The sequence below is a fragment of the Candidatus Burkholderia verschuerenii genome, assembly GCF_001189365.1.
GTDB lineage: Bacteria > Pseudomonadota > Gammaproteobacteria > Burkholderiales > Burkholderiaceae > Caballeronia > Caballeronia verschuerenii.
Window position 1 is genome coordinate 1 of record NZ_LFJJ01000401.1, and the last position, 15,612, is coordinate 15,612.

The following is a 15,612-nucleotide window of genomic DNA, read 5'->3' on the forward strand; positions in this document are numbered from 1 at the left end:
TTGCTACACGCTTCCTTCAGACCCCGCCTCACAACGACGCCCTTGCGTTTCACTAGGCCTTCGCCCCATCAGGCTGGACAGGGAACTTGCACCCCCAAGCTGTTGCGCATGCTCGGCGCACAAAAAGGCGCGCGCGGCAGCGCGGCGAAGCTGCTCGCGGCGCATCCCTATATCCGCTACGACCCCAACGCGTGGGGCGGCCGGCATGCGGCGGCGTGGCTCGCCGATCATGGCATCGAGCCGACCGTGCTGTGCGATCTCGACGCGCTCGAAGCCATCGCGATGCTCGTCACCGACGGCATGGGCGTGGGACTGGTGCCGCAGTGGCCGGGCATCGAACGCTTCGCGGGCGATTGCCGCGTGACGCCGCTTGCCGGTGCGGCCTATCAGCGCGAAATCATGCTGCTCACCAACGCGGACGCCGACCGTCCCAACATGCTCGACATCCTCGCGAAAGCGCTCGCGCGGTAGCGCCGGACATTGTTCCGCTACGCACAGCTTCGATGTACGAAATGCGCCGAAAATACAAAATGGCTAGAACATATCGATGCTGCGCCCATGCGGACGGGCGTTAATTCTTACAACTTTTATTAATTCCAGCTTGACGCGTAAATTTTGCGTTTGTATAAATTTGTACAAATAAAGCAAAACAGTCATTCACCTACACAGCGGGAATCACCATGACACTACGCTTCGCACTGCGCACGCTGGCCGCATCGGCTGCCGTTTCCTTCGTGTGCTCCCTGTCCGCGCACGCGGCCGAGCCCGTGAAAACCGTCGAGTCGGGCAAGCTGACCTACGGCGTCGCGGCGACGTTCGCGCCCTTCGAATTCACGCGCGGCGGCGCGCTGACGGGCTTCGACATCGGCCTGATCAACGCGGTCGCCAAGGAGATGAAGCTCGCGCCCGACGCGCAGAACATGCAGTTCAGCGGCTTGATCCCGGCGTTGCAGGGCGGCCGTCTCGACATCATCAATTCCGCGATGTACATCACGCCGGCGCGCAGCGGGCAGGTGGACTTCGTGCCGTATCTGCGTATCGGCAATCGGATCATCGTTCAGGCGTCGAATCCGGCGAAGATCACCGGCCGCGACGATACGCTGTGCGGCAAGAACGTGGCCGTGACGCTCGGCGGTATCGAGGAAACCTACGCGCGCGCCGATGTGAAGCGCTGCAAGGACGCGGGCAAGCCCAGCCCGAACGTGATGACGCTGCCGACCGCGCAGGACTCCGCGCTGAGCCTGCGTCAAGGTCGCGCCGACGCCATCTACAACTCGACGCCCGGCACCGTGCAGCTGCTCGCCGAAGTGCCCGACACGTACAAGGCGGTCGGCCCGGAATTCGAGCAGACGACGAGCATCGGCTTTGCCGTGCCGAAGGGCAATACCGCGATGGCCGCCGCGCTGAAGGATGCGCTGGCGAAGGTCGTCGCGAAGGGCACCTACGGCAAGCTGATCGAGAAGTGGAAGCTGCCCGCGTCGGTGTCGATCTTCGATGCATCGGCCGCGACCGCCAAGGCGAATTGACACGCCGCTTCGTAGTTCGCTGACTCAAAACTCCAGAGACTGATCTTCCTTCGAGGCGGCATGGCCGCTTCGAAGGGATGCGCGCATCCCTTCCATCATCTTCCAACACAATACCTTTCAATATCATTAGTATAACTATGAAAAACACCAAGCGAATTGCGCTGACGAGTCTGGTCCTGGGACTTTCGAGCGCGGGCGTCGCGCATGCGCAAAGCAGCGTGACGCTGTACGGCATCGTCGATGCGGGCGTCAGCTATCTCAAGACCGCGACTGGCAATCGCTATAGCCTGCTGAGCGGCGGCTTGTCGGGCAATCGCTGGGGATTGAGAGGCGCGGAAGATCTCGGCGGCGGCGTCAAGGCGATCTTCCAGCTGGAAAGCGGCTTTTCGATCGGCACCGGACGGCTGGCGCAGGGCGGCCGCGAGTTCGGGCGTCAGTCGTTCGTCGGTTTGTCGAGCGATCGGCTGGGCACGGTGGTCGCGGGCCGCATGTACGATCCGGTCGTCGATCTGGTGCAGCCGCTGACGGCGGACGGCGCGGGCGGCAGCGTGCCCTTCGCGACGCCGGGCGACGTCGACAACAACGACTTCAGCGCGCGCGTGTCGAATGCGGTCAAGTACACTTCGCCGACCTTCGGCGGCGTGGTGTTCGAAGCGATGGCCGCGCCCGGCGGCGTGGCGGGATCGACGGGACAAGGGCTCACGTTCAGCGCGGCCGCGTCCTGTCCTACACCAGCGGACCGCTCAAGGTCGCGGCTGGCTATGTGCAGGCCACCAACGCCGATGGCACGGCCGCGCGCCGCACCAGCTGGAACAGCGGCTCGAACGATTCCTTCTTCCAGGGCGGCTCGATCAACGCGGCGTATCAGAGCGCGCATATGGTCGGCATTGCGCAGGTCGCGGCGCAGTATCAGCTCGGCGCGTTCCTTCTCGGCGCGGGCTACAGCAATGCGCGCTACACGGCCGATGGCGCATCGACGTTCACGAGCACCGAGCGCTACAACACGGGCCGCGTGTACGGCTTCTATCGCGTGTCACCGGCGTTGCGCTTCGGCCTCGGCTATATCTACACGTCCGCCTCGGGCGATGCATCCGCGCACTACAACCAGGTCAGCGCGGGCGCGTTCTACAATCTCTCGAAGCGCACCGACGTCTATCTGACGAGCGCCTTCTAGCGCGCGAGCGGCGAGCAGCGCACGACCTCCGGCGGCCTGCAATCGGCGCGCGCGACGATCTCGTCGTATGGCGTCGATGGCGCGGGCACGCAGACGATCGTGACCGTCGGCATGCGTCATCGCTTCTAAGCATCACGTTACACGGCCGGTCGCGTCGGCGGCTGGCCGCTTCGATTTCGGAGACTCAAAACATGCTGTCATTTCAAACGCCCACGGCCCGCGATGTGCTCGATGCATCGGCGCGGCTGCGCGGCGTCGCCGTGGAAACGCCGGTCGTGCGTTCCGATCTGCTCGACGAGATCACCGGCGCGAAGGTGTTCGTCAAGCTCGAATCGCTTCAGCATACGGGCGCGTTCAAGTTTCGCGGCGCGTACAACTGTCTGTCGAGGCTCGACCGCGCCACCTGTCCCGATGGCGTCGTCGCATATTCGACGGGCAATCACGGGCAGGCCATCGCGACGGTCGGGCGCATGCTCGATATTCCGACCACGGTCGTGATGCCGTCGAATGCGCCTGAAAACAAGGTGGAAAAGGCGCGCAAGGCCGGTGCGCGCATCGTCCGATACGACCGCGAGCGTCAAAGCCGCGAGGAAGTGGCGGCGGAACTCGCGCGCGAAGGGCAGTATGCGGTCGTGCCGCCGGGCGATCATCATCATGTGATCGCGGGGCAGGCGACGGTTGCGTTCGAGACGCTCGATCGCTTCGGCGCGGACGCGTTCGATGCGATCGTCGTGCCGTGCGGCGGCGGCGGTTTGTCGGCGGGGACGTGTCTCGCGGTGGAAGCGGCGCAATCGAAGCCGCAGGTGTGGGCGGCCGAGCCGAGCGAGTTCGACGATACGCGCCGTTCGCTTGCATCCGGCCAGCGTGAAACGAATCCCGCGGGCCGCGTGTCGATCTGCGATGCACTGCTCGCGCCGGTTCCGGCCGAGTTGCCGTTTTCGATCAACGGATCGCGTCTCGCGGGCGTGCTCGCTGCCGACGATGCCGCCGTACGCCGCGCGATGGCGTTCTGCTTCGAGACGTTCCGCGTGGTCGTGGAGCCGGGCGGCGCGGTCGCGCTGGCGGGCATGATGTCGGATCCGGCTGCATCGCCGTTGCGCGGCAAGCGCGTGTTGATCGTGGCGTCGGGCGGGAATGTCGATGCCGCGTTGTTTGCGTCGGCGATCAGCGAAGCTTGAGCGTAAGCGCCCGCTTTCGAAGCGGGCGCTTACGTTTATGAGTGAGAAGCCGCCGCTTCCAGAAAACTCGTCAGCAACGGATGCGGCTCGCCGTCACGCGACGACAGTTCGGGATACCCTTGCATGCCCGCGAAGAACGGATGCTTATCGGACTCGATGGCATCGGCGATGGAACCGATTTCGTCGCGCGCGCTGACCGTCACGCCGAGCGTCGCGAACGGCGCTTCGAGCGCCGGATTGAGCTTGTAGCGATGATTGCAGAGGATGCTCGCCCGCGCGCCGAGCATCGCCTCGATGCGAGATCCCGGCGTCACGCTAATCCGCTGCAGGCCCGTCCGATGCAGCAACACGCCATCGTCGCCGACCTGAATCGCCTCGAAACTGGCGACGCGCGCATCGGGCTGCGCTTCCATCAGGCCGATATCGTCGCTCTTCAACGCGAGCCGCGCGATGGCCGTCGCCATCGATTGCATCCCGAGGCACAAGCCCACGACCGGAATCGACGCGAGCCAGCCGAAGCGCGCCGCCTCGATCTGTCCGGCGACGCGCACCATGTCCGCGCCGCCGGGCAGCAGAATGCCGTGCGCATCGGCGAGCAAAGTTTGTGCGTTGTCGCGGTCGATGTCCTGCGCCGCGACGAAGCGCACGTCGAGATCGAAGCCGAGTGCATCGGCGGCATCGCCGAGGGCGGCGAGCGTCGCGGGATATTGCGCGCGCTGGTCGCGTTCGTGGCCGATCAGCGCGATCGTCATGGACGGCCCTTTCGCGCGATGCGGCTTCTTCCGTGGATCGCCATCGTCCATAACGATCGCGATGCGCCTGCAACACCACGCCCGAACCATCTTCGACGAGTTGCGCGCTGTCGGCTTCGTGCACGACGCGCAGCATCTCCACATCTTCCGCGCAGTGCGTAGGAAAGGCATTGAACGAGCGCACGAGCATCACGATATCGCGCGTGCGCGCCAGCGAAAAAATTTCATGACACGGATTGGTCGCATCCGGCAGACCCGTGCGCGTGCGCCAGATCAGACCGCTCGCGATCAACCTTCCATCCGCCGTGACGTGTTGATGCGCGTCCGGAAACCGCCGTTCGTCGAAATGCACGCCTGCACAGCGTAATTCCGCGTTCAGCGTGCGAGCGAACAGCGCGGCAAGGACGCCAAATTGCGCCGGCTCGGGCGTCGCGTCTTCGATGAGATAGAGCATGGAAGGCCATCCGATAAAAAGAAAAACCCGCGACACGGCACGCGTGTCGCGGGCATCGCTGCAAGCGCGTCAGACCGCGGCGACAGCGGGCGTCAGCGCCGCACAGGCCGTTTCGATGCGCCGGCACGCGTCGCGCAGCGTGGGCATCGGAACAGCATACGCGATCCGCACATGATGCTCCACGCCGAACGCGCTGCCGTGCACGACGCCGACATGCGCCGCTTCGAGCAGATAGTTGGCGAAGTCGAGATCGGTCGCGATGACATCGCCCGAAGGTGTGGTCGCGCCGGAGCAATCGACGAAGGCGTAGAACGCGCCATCGGAGGCATCGCAACGCAGGCCGGGGCAGCGCGCGACGGTATCGAGCACGAGATCGCGGCAGGTGCGCAACTCATCGATCCATTCGATCAGGAAATCCGTGCCGCCTTCAAGCGCGGCGAGCGTCGCCGCTTGCGAGATCGTGCTCGGATTCGACGTGCTCTGCGATTGCAGCGTCTGCATCGCGCGGATCAGCCATGCCAGACCGCCCGCGTAGCCAATGCGCCAGCCGGTCATCGAATACACCTTCGATACGCCGTTGACCGTTAGCGTGCGCTCGCGCAAACGCGGTTCCACCTGCACCGGCGTATAAAACGGACCGCCGTAGCGCATGTGTTCGTAGATGTCGTCGGCCATCACGAGCACATGTTCGTGTTCGAGCAGGACATCGGCGAGCGCGCGCAGTTCTTCGCGCGTATAGACCGCGCCGGTCGGATTGTTCGGCGAGTTGAGGATGACCCAGCGCGTCTTCGGGCCGATGGCCGCGCGCAGATCGTCCGGTTGCAGCTTCCAGCTATGCTCCGGCGAGCCTTGCAGGATGCGCGTGTGGCCATCGGCGAGCGCGACCATGTCGGGATACGACACCCAGTACGGCGCGCAGATCAGCACTTCATCGCCGGGCGAAACCGTGGCGAGCAGCGCATTGAAGATCAGTTGCTTCGCGCCGGTTCCGGCGATCACTTCGTTCTTCGCGTAGCGAATGCCGTTCTCGCGCTCGAACTTGTCGACGATGGCCGACAGCAGTTCCGCCGTGCCCGCGACCGCCGTGTATTTGGTGTCGCCGCGCTCGATCGCCGCGATGCCCGCGCGCTTGATATGCACGGGCGTGTCGAAGTGCAGTTCGCCTTCGCCGAGATTGATTACTGGCTTGCCTTCGGCGAGGGACGCACGCGGCTCATGCGCGGCGCCAGTTGAGAAAAGGACATGACAACCTCTAATGTTCTTGGGCGATGCTTCAGGCCACGCGCAGCAGCGGACGTTCGATGGTGCCGAGCACGCGATAGCCGGTGTCGGTCACGACCACGGTTTCGCTGACGCCGACCGTGAATTCGCCGTAGATGCGCAACGCGGGCGGAATATGGAAGGTCATGCCCGGCTGCAACGGCGTGGTGACGCCGGTGAACATGCTCAGGATCGCGCCTTCGCCCCAGTCCGGCGCGAACGAGATGCCGACCGAATAGCCGGTGCGCTTCTTGAAGTTGTCCGTGTAGCCCGCGTGATCGATCACGGCCTGACACGCGAGGTGCGGCGCTTCGCACGGCGCGCCCGGCTTGATGGCATCGAGCGCGGCTTGCAGCGCGTCCTGACAGACCTTTTCCATTTCGAGCGCTTCGGGCCGCACCTTGCCGATCCACGCGGAACGCATCAGCGCGGCGTGATAACGGTCGTGGCACGCGGCCATTTCTAGGAACGCGGGCGCATCCTGTTCCAGTGCGCGACGACGCCATGTGCCATGCGGCACGCCCGTGCGCGGACCGGCCGACACCAGCGGCTCCATGCCGACATATTCCGAACCTGCGGCGATCGCGGCCGACATCATCGCGGCGACCAGCGTGTTTTCCGTCGAGCCGACCTTGACGGCGGCGAGGCCCGCGCGCATGCCCGCATCGACATAACCAGCGGCGATGGCGAGCTTCTCGATTTCCGCGGGCGATTTCACCGCGCGCAGTTGTTCGACCACGCCCGCCGCATCGGCGATGGTGCCGAGCTTCGCGCACAGCGCTTCGTAGACGGTGATCGGCAGGAACCAGCCGCGTTTGTCGATGGCGACGCGCTTGCCCGCGAAACCCTTCTGCTGGATCACGCGCACCAGCACGTCGACGGGATTGTTGCCGTTGCCGTAGACCTGCGCATCGGCGATAAACGTGTTGGCGATGAAGTTGAAGTATTCGAGCTGGCGGATCACGAACACCGGATCGTCTTCCACCGGCAGCACCAGCGCCTGAAACGTGTAGTAGCCCGGCGTCTGCTGGCCCGTCAGATAGAAGATGTTTTCCGGTCCCGTGACGACCATCGCGTCGATGCCGGCGCGCGCCAGCGATTCGCGTGCGCGCACGACGCGGCCCGCGTATTCGTCGGCGCCGAACGCCGATTCGCAGCCTTGCGCGGGTCCTGTGTTTGCTTGCATGTTCTTAATCCTGAGAGAGAGTCGAAATGGTTGAATCGAATTCGATGCCGAGTCCGCGCGCATGCATGAGGCGCGCTTCGCCGTCGCGGTAGGCGATGCCGTTCGCGGGGTCGTCGATCAGACCGTCCGCGCCATACAGTTCCGCCCAGCGCGGCGCGAGCGTGAGGCACACGTGCAGCGCCGCCGCGGTGGCCGCCGCGCCTTCGTTCATCTGGCCGATCATCAGCGGAATGCCCGCGCTCTTGAGCTTGCGTCCCGCCGCCACCGTCGATGCAATGCCGCCGAGCTTCACCAGCTTCAGGTGCGCCGCGACGGGCAGGCCCGCAAAGCCGCACAGCGTGTCGATATCGGCGTCGGACTGGAGGCTTTCGTCGAGCATCAGCGTGAGCGGGCTGCTACGCGCCACGCGGCGCAGCGCGTCCCAGTCGCCGGCGGCGATGGGTTGTTCCACGTACTCGACGCCGCGCATCGCCAGGGCGGCGAGACGGGTTTTGCAGTCGTCGGGACGCCAGGTGCCGTTCGCATCGACGGAGAGAGTCGCGCGCGCGCCGAAACGCGAACGCAACAGGTCGATGCGGCGCAGATCGTCGTCGAATGCGCCGATGCCCACGCGCAGCTTCAGTTCGGTGTAGCCGCGTTCGAGATAGCGCGATGCACGCGCGAGCATGGCGTCGTCGCTGGACCAGAACAGCGTCTGATTCGAGCGATACGCCAGCGCATCGCCCGACGCGCCGAGCAGTCGAGCGACGCTCACGCCCATTTGCCGTGCCAGCAAGTCGTGCAATGCGCTGTCGATCAGCGTGCGAATCGGCGCGCTGTATGTCGCGTATGAATCGTCCAGCAACGCCCGCGCACCACGCGACCAGTCGATGCGCTTCACCATCGCGCGCGCTTCGTCGATCAGCGCATCCGCCGCATAGCCGTTCAGATACGCGATATTGATGCGCACTTCGCCGACCGCGCTCACGTTGGCATCGACGAGACGCAGATACAGCGCGTCGAGATGCCCTACGCTGCCTGACGCGGCGGTGTGCAGAACGAGATCGCCGCCGTAATGCAGCGCGGCGCGATGGAGAGTGGCTTGCACGTTAGACGCCCGCTTTCATCATCTCGATGGCGACATCGCGATAGATCAGGCTGGACGCGAGGAATTCGTCGATCGGCACGAACTCGTCGGGCTTGTGCGCCACTTCCAGCGTGCCCGGGCCGATCACGACGCCCGCCGCGCCGACGCTGCGGAAATGCACCAGATCGCAGCCGCCCTGAAAACCGAACTGGCCCGGCTTTTCCGTGCCGTGCGTGCGGCACGCGGCGAGGCTCGCCTGCACGATCTTCGAATCGGCGGCGGTTTCGGTCGCGCCGCCCGTGGTCGCGCGATACTCGATCACTTCCGCGCGCACGCCGAATTGCTCGTTGGCCACTTGCAGCAGACGTTCGATTTCGCCCTTCACGTCGGATTCGAGCTCGCCCGGCACCATGCGGCGGTCGAGCAGCAGATCGCAGGCGCCCGGCACGACGTTGTCGGCATGACCGCCGAGCGCGCGCGTGACCGTCAGACTCGCCGATCCCACCAGCGGATGGCAGCGGCAACGCACTTCCTTTTCGTGATGACCTTCGATCAGCTTGAGCAGTTGCGCCGCGCGATAAATCACGTTGTCGCCGAGATGCGGCGTGCCCGAATGTGCGGTGACGCCGTGCACGCGCACCAGCGGACGCAGGCTGCCTTTGTACGCGGAGAAGGTCGCGTTCGACGTCGGTTCGCCGACCACCACGAAGTCGACTTTCGGACGGCTCGCGGCATAGAACTTCGCGCCTTCGCTGGCGATTTCCTCGTCCGCCGTGAACACGCCGAGCAGCGTGCCCGACCACTTCGTGCGATCGGCGGCGAGCATGCGCATCGCTTCGAGCATCGCGGCGAGCGGGCCCTTGGCATCGCACGAACCGCGTCCGTTCTTCCTCGCGCAGCACGAAGGGATCGGACTTCCAGCCGTCGCCGGCGGGCACCACGTCCAGATGCGTGTTGAACGCGAACACCGGACCGGGACCGTTCTCCAGACGCGCCATCACATTGGCGCAGCCCGGCTTGTATTCGGACAAGGACAGATCGAAACCTTCCTTCTCGAGCAGTTCATGCACGAGTTGCGCCGCTTCGATTTCGCGTCCCGGCGGATTCTCCGTGTTGATGGCGACGAGGGCGGCTAAGTCTCGCTTCATGCGGGCGAGATCGGGCTGAATGGACATGCGGTGTGCTCCGGTGATCAATGCAGGATCTGGTCGAGAAAACGGCGCGCGCGCTCGTGCGTGTTGCCGCTGAAAAAGGTGTCTTTGGTTTCGGTGAGAATCACTTCGCCGCCTTCCATGAAGACGATGCGATCCGCTGCGCGCTTCGCAAAACCCATCTCGTGCGTGACGACCAGACTGGTCATGCCTTCGGCGCTGAGTTCGGCCATCACTTCGGTGACTTCGTTGACCATTTCGGGGTCGAGCGCGGAGGTCGGCTCGTCGTAGAGCATGACCTTCGGCTTCATCGCGAGCGCGCGTGCGATGGCCACGCGCTGCTGCTGACCGCCCGACAGCTGATCGGGAAACGCATCGGCGCGTTCGCGCAGGCGCACTTTGTTGAGCAGCGTGAGCGCGATATCGTGCGCATCGTGACGCGAGACGCCGGCGACCGTCATCGGCGCGAGCATGATGTTTTCGACGGCCGACAGATGCTGGAACAGCTCGAAGTTCTGAAACACCATGCCGATCTGCTAGCGCACGCGATGCACCTGCTTCGCTTTGCGCGACACGTCGCGGCCTTCGAAAATGATGTTGCCGGCGTCGATGTTCTCCAGCAGGTTCACGCAGCGCAGCAGCGTCGACTTGCCCGAGCCCGACGGCCCGACGATCACGATGGTTTCCTTCGCCGCGACATCGAGCGAACAGTTCTTCAGGACCTTGGTGTCGCCGTAGCTCTTGTCGATGCGATTGATCTTCAGCACGGGCTGCGATTGCGGAGTGGACATGTCGGGCCTCCTTTAGCGGACGACGGGTTGGTTGCGAGGTGCCGAGCAGCCGTTCGGTGAACGACGTCTTGCGCTTGCGATCCAGCGCGCGCTCCATCCATCCTTGCAACATCATGAAGAGCGTCGTGAAGACGAGGTAATAGATGCCTGCTGCGGTCAGCGCTTCGAGGTAACGGAAGTTCGCGCTGGCCGCCTGATTCGCGACGAGCAGCAGTTCCTGCACGGCGATCACCGAGACCAGCGCGCTCAGCTTGAGCATGCCGATCATCTGATTGCCGATCGGCGGCAGCACGACGCGCAGCGCCTGCGGCAGCACGATGTGACGGAACACCTTCGCGCCCGTCATGCCGAGCGCGAGACCGGCGGTACGCTAGCCTTGCTTGACCGCGTGCAGGCCCGATCGAAAGATTTCCGACATGAACGCGCCTTCGTTGAGCGACAGCGCGAGCACGGCGCAGGTGAATGCGCTGAAACGGATGCCGAAAGCCGGCAGCACGTTGAAGATGAAGATGATCTGGAACAGCACCGGCGTGCCGCGAAACAGCCACAGGTAAAGGAAGGTGAAGCCCTTCGCCAGCCGGCTGCGCGCGCCTTGCAGCAGCGCCAGCACGAGGCCGATCGCCATGCCGCACACCAGCGACATCACGGTGATGAGAAGCGTCATCGCCACGCCGTGGATGAAATCGATCGAGGTCATGTACTCGAGCAATAGATGGAATGACATGCGCAGCTCCCGGGGATGCAATGTTTGTCTGAGTTGTCTCAATTAATACAAAACAAAACGGATCGGTCAAGCAGACAAAAACAATGGCATACCAGTGCTATAGCCAAAAAGTCGTAAAAAGGAGGGGCAAAACAAATTTGATCGCTTTGTATTTTTTGATATTCTTGACCCAAAGTGATCCAAGCATAAGGAACCGGGACATGGCGAGGCAGGCGGGCAAGTCGGCGCAAGTGCTGGCGAAGCAGATCGTCGATCTGATCCAGGAAGCGCGTCTGGAGGTCGGGCATCATCTGCGCGAGCAGCAACTGGCGGATCTTCTCGGCGTGTCGCGCACGCCGGTGCGCGCGGCCATGGCCTTGCTCGAATCGCTCGGCGTGATCGAGGCGCGCAAGAATCAGGGCTTTTTTCTGGCGCAGCCGGTGGAAGGGCTGCATCGCATCGAACTGGAACCGCCAGCATCGGCCGACGAAGACCTCTACAGCCGGCTTGTGACCGACCGGCTCGCGGGCACGCTGCCGGTGTCGCTCACGCAGACGGATATCGCCCAGCGCTACGGCGTGGATCGCGTGACGATGACGCGCGCGCTGTCGCGGCTGTCCGAGGACGGCCTGATCGTGCGCAACAAAGGGCACGGCTGGAGCTTCCAGCCCTCGCTCGATTCGGCGATGACCCTCAAAAGCAGCTACGACTTCCGTCTGACGCTGGAACCCGCCGGTCTGCTGTTGCCGACCTTCGCCGCCGACCGTTCGGCGCTCGAACGCTGCCGCCGCGAACATATCTTTCTGGTGTCGCAACTCGGCCTCGATAGCGCGACGCCGAAGCAGGTCTTCGAGACCGACGCCAACTTCCACGAAATGCTCGCGGAATACAGCGGCAACGTCTTCATGCATCAGTCGATGCTGCAGCAGAATCGACTGCGCCGTCTGCTCGAGTTTCAGGGCTATGTGAATCGCAAGCGCATTCGCGAATGGTGCGCGGAGCATCTCGATATCATCGATGCGATTCTCGCCAACGACATGGCGGCTGCCGCCGAGCGGATGCGCAAGCATCTGAGCCATGCGTATCGGACGACGGGCGCGGCGGAAGCGCAGCCGAAGCCGCGCAAGGTGGCGAACGCGTGATTCGGTGATCGCCGAGCCGTCCGATCATTCGGTCTATTTACGCCACGCCGACCGACCGATTGTTACGCAATCGGAGTATGAATAAGCCGTCAGCATCACTGATCGACGGCTTACAGCCGTAATAGTTCTTGCCCATCAAACTCGCCTCCGGCAGGCGTGTCTTCAGTGTTGGATTCCCCACACTCATCGTCTTTCCAATCAGGGAAGATGCACTGCGTCGCAATCGTTTGAGTTACCGGACATCATGTATCGGAGGCGCGTTTGTCGAATTCGGACGGTTTGTCCGAATTCGACAAACGCGCGTCGGACGGTTCACTCTCCTGATGGTTCGATGCGGCATTTCTCGCGACATCCCACAATCTGTAAGCACTACCAAACCAAGGTCTAGGCAAGGAGAATGGTTATGTCCCCGAGCAATTTCAACAGACGCTCGTTCATCCAGGGCACGGCGTCGACGATCGCGCTCGCATCTCTGCCCGTGAAGAGTTTCGGCGCGACGCCCGTGTCGATCCGCCTCGAATGGCAACAATACAAAACGACGACGCAGTACGCGAAATTCCTGAGCGTCGTGGCGCAGATGAAAGCCCAGACGAATGCGAAGCTGGCCACGTCGTGGCAGTACTGGGTTAATGTACACGTCAACTACTGTCCGCATGATCTGCCGTACTTCTTCGCGTGGCATCGGGCCTATCTGTATTACCTCGAACAGCAGATGCGCACCATGCTAAATGATCAGACGTTCACGCTGCCGTACTGGGATTACTACAAGTATCCGACCATGCCGAGCGAGTTCACGGACACGGCATCCGGCAATCCGCTGTTCGTGACCGGACGCATGAACAACAACGTCTACGCCGCGCTGACGATGGCGCCGTTCAACAAGAACATCGTCAATTTCCAGCGCGGCGCATCGAATGCGTTCGAGCCGATTTTCGAGTCCGCGCCGCACGATCCGGTGCATAACATCATCGGCGGATATATGGCGGATATGGTCTCGCCGACCGATCCGATCTTTTATTTGCATCACGCGAATGTCGACCGCTTGTGGCATGCGTGGATGAGCCAGCCGCAGACGACCATGCCGGTGCCGACCGACGCCTATTGGTCGGGCTCGTTCACCTATGCGAAAGGGCTGACGATGCTCAAGCAGAAGTGCTACATGCCCGCGAATCTGAATTACGACTACGCGAATATCCAGCTTCCGACCGCGCTGCCGCCGCAAGCGGAACTGGAGAACGAGCGCGGCGGCATTATCCGCGTGCAATCGCGGGCGGAGCGGATTGTCACGCGTCCGCCCAACGGCAACTTCAAGGCATCCGCGCCGCGCGCGATCTCGGCGAACAAGCATTCGCTGGGCGGCGTGACGGATGTGGAACTGACGGAAGCGTCGACCAGCGCGGTCGTGCCGCTGGCGTCGACATCGTCGACCGCGTTGCGCGGCGCGATCACGGCGTACAAGCCGCTGACCTCGCGCACCGCGACGCCCAGCGCGCTCGCCGTGCCGGAAACGGCGACGGCCAGCACGCCGTTCCAGTCGGTGCAACTCGTGCTCGACGGCCTGACGTCGACGACGCTCGGCGCGAAGGGCGGCTGCTACTACAACCTCTATCTGAATCTGCCGGCCGCCGGCGATGTCGATTCGGACTATCAGCCGTATTTCATCGGCACATGCGGCGCATTCGAGGCAGCGGGCGTGATGCATAGCCCGGACGGCACGCTGAGTTATCCGCTGAGCGATCTGTTGCGCGCGCAGGGCATCACGGACCTGTCGCAAGTGGTCATTTCGGCCGTGCGCGTCAACGGGCAGACCAAGCTTCCAAAGGGCAAGTACCTCAATATCCGCGAGATGCGTCTGCAGATTTCGACTGCGGCGCAGTAAAAAACGCACGATCCGGCGATAGACGATATTGCCGGATCGCGGCGTCGCGTTACTTCTCGATCTGCTGATTCCAGCGCTGATCCCACTGCGCGCGATTCGCGTTGATCGCGTCCCAGTCCACTTCCGTGACCTTCTTCACGAGCGCGTTCAAATCGCCGAGATTCTGCTGCATTTCCGGCGTCATTTTCGCCTGCGCGTTGGTCGGAATCTGCTTGCCCGCCTGCGCCGCCTTGCTCTGCGCCGCCGACGACAGCAGATACTGCGCGAGTTTCTGCGCCAGCGCCGGATCGGGATTGTTCTTCACGACGCACAGATCGACCAGCAGCACCGCGCCTTCCTTCGGCGCGACATACGCGACCGGCAGACCCTTGGCCTTCAGATCGCCGATGGCGGTCGGCGTCAGCGGAAACAGGCCCGCTTCGCCGGTGGTGATCATCTCCGAGAGCTTCGCCGAATTCGGGATGTACTCGACCACGTTCGGTCCGACCGTGCTCGCCCACTTGCTGAAACCCGGCTCGACGTTCTTCTCGCTGCCGCCCCAGATGCGATTCAGCGCGAGGAAGCCATGCAGCCCGAAGGTGCTGCTCGACGCCGACTGGAACACGACCTTGCCCTTGTACTTCGGATCGGCGAAATCGAGCCACGAGGTGGGCGGCGCCCAGCCTTTCTCCTGAAACACCTTGGTGTTGTAGCCGATGCCCGTCATGCCGAGCTGCACGCCCGCGCCCATGTCGTCCTTCATGCGCGCGAACGGATAGAGCTCCTTGAGCACGGGCGCATCGTCGAGCTTCTGGCAGACGCCCATGCTGACGGCCCGCGCCATCACGCCGTCGTCGAGGAAGGCGACGTGGATCTGCGGGCTGTTGCGGTTGGCGAGCAGCTTGGCGAGCACGTCGGACGAGGTGCCCGGCACCACCGTGACCTTCACGTTGTTGGCCTTTTCGAAGTCGGGCAGCACGCCGCTCGTGTAGGCCTTTTCCATCGGGCCGCCGTTCATGCCGATATAGATCGTCTTGCTCTGCGACCAGGCGCTGGTCGACGCCGCGCTCAATGCGCCGAAAGCGACGACGGCGGCGAGCGAAGCGAATGTGCGAGACAGCTTCATCGTGGTTATTCCTTGTTCTGGCTAGTGAGTGACGGAAACGGGGATCGGGCTGAATCGCGCGATCGAGAAGGCGTCGATCGGCGTGACGGTTTCGCCTTGCGTGACGAGATCGGCGAGCACTTCGCCGACGCCGGGCGCGAGCAGAAATCCGCCGCCCGAAAAGCCGAACGCGTGCAGCAGACGCGGCGTCGCGCGGCCCGGTCCGACGATCGGCTTGCTGTCCGGCGGCCCGCCTTCGACGCCGC

Annotated in this window: 15 protein-coding genes and 3 pseudogenes; 8 read left to right on the plus strand and 10 right to left on the minus strand. The window is 63.6% G+C overall.

Translation table 11 applies throughout. From position 1 onward, the window contains the following. Positions 1 to 108 precede the first annotated feature (108 nt). The 4 genes and pseudogenes from BVER_RS29135 to BVER_RS29150 all read left to right on the plus strand — a co-directional run bounded on the left by BVER_RS29135 (position 109) and on the right by BVER_RS29150 (position 3,878). Positions 109 to 471, plus strand: a complete 363-nt coding sequence (locus tag BVER_RS29135; protein WP_083452436.1) for a LysR substrate-binding domain-containing protein — start codon at positions 109 to 111, stop codon at positions 469 to 471. A 209-nt stretch (positions 472 to 680) separates the two neighbouring features. Next, positions 681 to 1,526, plus strand: coding sequence for an ABC transporter substrate-binding protein (locus BVER_RS29140; RefSeq protein ID WP_050456176.1), 846 nt, complete (start codon positions 681 to 683; stop codon positions 1,524 to 1,526). 137 nt (positions 1,527 to 1,663) lie between these two features. Further along, positions 1,664 to 2,829, plus strand: a pseudogene (locus BVER_RS29145) (porin). A gap of 62 nt (positions 2,830 to 2,891) precedes the next feature. Next, positions 2,892 to 3,878: a threonine ammonia-lyase gene (locus BVER_RS29150; RefSeq protein ID WP_050456177.1), complete on the plus strand. Its 987-nt coding sequence runs from the start codon at positions 2,892 to 2,894 to the stop codon at positions 3,876 to 3,878. A gap of 35 nt (positions 3,879 to 3,913) precedes the next feature. On the opposite strand, the gene BVER_RS29155 is transcribed toward BVER_RS29150, so the two are convergent. After that, positions 3,914 to 4,630, minus strand: a complete 717-nt coding sequence (locus tag BVER_RS29155; RefSeq protein WP_198155496.1) for a glutamine amidotransferase-related protein — start codon at positions 4,628 to 4,630, stop codon at positions 3,914 to 3,916. Between BVER_RS29155 and BVER_RS33150 the strand changes: the two genes are divergently transcribed. Then, complete coding sequence (locus BVER_RS33150) at positions 4,629 to 4,997, plus strand: hypothetical protein (RefSeq protein WP_198155497.1); 369 nt, start codon at positions 4,629 to 4,631, stop codon at positions 4,995 to 4,997. The two genes, BVER_RS29155 and BVER_RS33150, sit on opposite strands and share 2 nt — an antisense overlap. Positions 4,998 to 5,153: 156 nt before the next feature. Here BVER_RS33150 and BVER_RS29165 read toward each other — a convergent pair whose 3' ends face one another. The 4 genes from BVER_RS29165 to BVER_RS29180 are packed head-to-tail and all read right to left on the minus strand — an operon-like array spanning position 5,154 to position 9,440. After that, entirely contained in the window at positions 5,154 to 6,341 is a 1,188-nt protein-coding gene (locus BVER_RS29165; protein ID WP_157056313.1) for a pyridoxal phosphate-dependent aminotransferase, read from the minus strand. Between the two features lie 16 nt (positions 6,342 to 6,357). Then, entirely contained in the window at positions 6,358 to 7,530 is a 1,173-nt protein-coding gene (locus BVER_RS29170) for a M24 family metallopeptidase (RefSeq protein WP_050456180.1), read from the minus strand. A 4-nt stretch (positions 7,531 to 7,534) separates the two neighbouring features. Next, the gene (locus tag BVER_RS29175) at positions 7,535 to 8,617 is read right to left on the minus strand and encodes a mandelate racemase/muconate lactonizing enzyme family protein (RefSeq protein WP_050456181.1); all 1,083 of its coding nucleotides are present in this window, start codon (positions 8,615 to 8,617) and stop codon (positions 7,535 to 7,537) included. Between the two features lies 1 nt (position 8,618). After that, positions 8,619 to 9,440 carry a M20 family metallopeptidase gene (locus BVER_RS29180; protein ID WP_198155500.1) on the minus strand — a complete coding sequence of 274 codons (822 nt, stop codon included), beginning with the start codon at positions 9,438 to 9,440 and terminating at the stop codon, positions 8,619 to 8,621. Between BVER_RS29180 and BVER_RS33155 the strand changes: the two genes are divergently transcribed. After that, entirely contained in the window at positions 9,421 to 9,732 is a 312-nt protein-coding gene (locus tag BVER_RS33155) for a hypothetical protein (RefSeq protein ID WP_198155501.1), read from the plus strand. The genes BVER_RS29180 and BVER_RS33155 overlap by 20 nt on opposite strands. Before the next feature lie 56 nt (positions 9,733 to 9,788). Here BVER_RS33155 and BVER_RS29185 read toward each other — a convergent pair. From BVER_RS29185 to BVER_RS33165, 3 genes and pseudogenes are all read right to left on the minus strand, one after another. Beyond that, positions 9,789 to 10,514, minus strand: a pseudogene (locus BVER_RS29185) (amino acid ABC transporter ATP-binding protein). Positions 10,515 to 10,629: 115 nt separating this feature from the next. Further along, a pseudogene (locus tag BVER_RS36130) lies at positions 10,630 to 10,890 on the minus strand (ABC transporter permease subunit); the annotation flags it as partial. Positions 10,891 to 10,908: 18 nt separating this feature from the next. Further along, entirely contained in the window at positions 10,909 to 11,262 is a 354-nt protein-coding gene (locus BVER_RS33165; RefSeq protein WP_198155503.1) for an ABC transporter permease subunit, read from the minus strand. A gap of 200 nt (positions 11,263 to 11,462) precedes the next feature. On the opposite strand from BVER_RS33165, the gene BVER_RS29195 reads away from it, so the two are divergent. Further along, positions 11,463 to 12,383: a GntR family transcriptional regulator gene (locus BVER_RS29195; RefSeq protein WP_050456182.1), complete on the plus strand. Its 921-nt coding sequence runs from the start codon at positions 11,463 to 11,465 to the stop codon at positions 12,381 to 12,383. 403 nt (positions 12,384 to 12,786) lie between these two features. Beyond that, positions 12,787 to 14,262, plus strand: coding sequence for a tyrosinase family protein (locus BVER_RS29200; RefSeq protein ID WP_050456183.1), 1,476 nt, complete (start codon positions 12,787 to 12,789; stop codon positions 14,260 to 14,262). Positions 14,263 to 14,311: 49 nt separating this feature from the next. Here the strand turns inward: BVER_RS29200 and BVER_RS29205 are convergent, their stop codons facing one another. Continuing rightward, positions 14,312 to 15,367, minus strand: a complete 1,056-nt coding sequence (locus tag BVER_RS29205) for an ABC transporter substrate-binding protein (protein ID WP_050456184.1) — start codon at positions 15,365 to 15,367, stop codon at positions 14,312 to 14,314. Between the two features lie 21 nt (positions 15,368 to 15,388). Then, the coding region (locus BVER_RS29210) for an FAD-dependent oxidoreductase (protein ID WP_157056314.1) at positions 15,389 to 15,612 on the minus strand (224 nt) is incomplete at its 5' end.

What these genes read in the sequence shown, in the direction of transcription:
- BVER_RS29135 (WP_083452436.1), top strand. Translation starts at nt 109, where the DNA reads ATGCTCGGCGCACAAAAAGGCGCGCGCGGCAGCGCGGCGAAGCTGCTC.
- BVER_RS29140 (WP_050456176.1), top strand. Translation starts at nt 681, where the DNA reads ATGACACTACGCTTCGCACTGCGCACGCTGGCCGCATCGGCTGCCGTT.
- BVER_RS29150 (WP_050456177.1), top strand. Translation starts at nt 2,892, where the DNA reads ATGCTGTCATTTCAAACGCCCACGGCCCGCGATGTGCTCGATGCATCG.
- BVER_RS33150 (WP_198155497.1), top strand. Translation starts at nt 4,629, where the DNA reads ATGGACGGCCCTTTCGCGCGATGCGGCTTCTTCCGTGGATCGCCATCG.
- BVER_RS29155 (WP_198155496.1), bottom strand. Translation starts at nt 4,630, where the DNA reads ATGACGATCGCGCTGATCGGCCACGAACGCGACCAGCGCGCGCAATAT.
- BVER_RS29170 (WP_050456180.1), bottom strand. Translation starts at nt 7,530, where the DNA reads ATGCAAGCAAACACAGGACCCGCGCAAGGCTGCGAATCGGCGTTCGGC.
- BVER_RS33155 (WP_198155501.1), top strand. Translation starts at nt 9,421, where the DNA reads ATGCGCATCGCTTCGAGCATCGCGGCGAGCGGGCCCTTGGCATCGCAC.
- BVER_RS29180 (WP_198155500.1), bottom strand. Translation starts at nt 9,440, where the DNA reads ATGCTCGAAGCGATGCGCATGCTCGCCGCCGATCGCACGAAGTGGTCG.
- BVER_RS33165 (WP_198155503.1), bottom strand. Translation starts at nt 11,262, where the DNA reads ATGTCATTCCATCTATTGCTCGAGTACATGACCTCGATCGATTTCATC.
- BVER_RS29195 (WP_050456182.1), top strand. Translation starts at nt 11,463, where the DNA reads ATGGCGAGGCAGGCGGGCAAGTCGGCGCAAGTGCTGGCGAAGCAGATC.
- BVER_RS29200 (WP_050456183.1), top strand. Translation starts at nt 12,787, where the DNA reads ATGTCCCCGAGCAATTTCAACAGACGCTCGTTCATCCAGGGCACGGCG.
- BVER_RS29205 (WP_050456184.1), bottom strand. Translation starts at nt 15,367, where the DNA reads ATGAAGCTGTCTCGCACATTCGCTTCGCTCGCCGCCGTCGTCGCTTTC.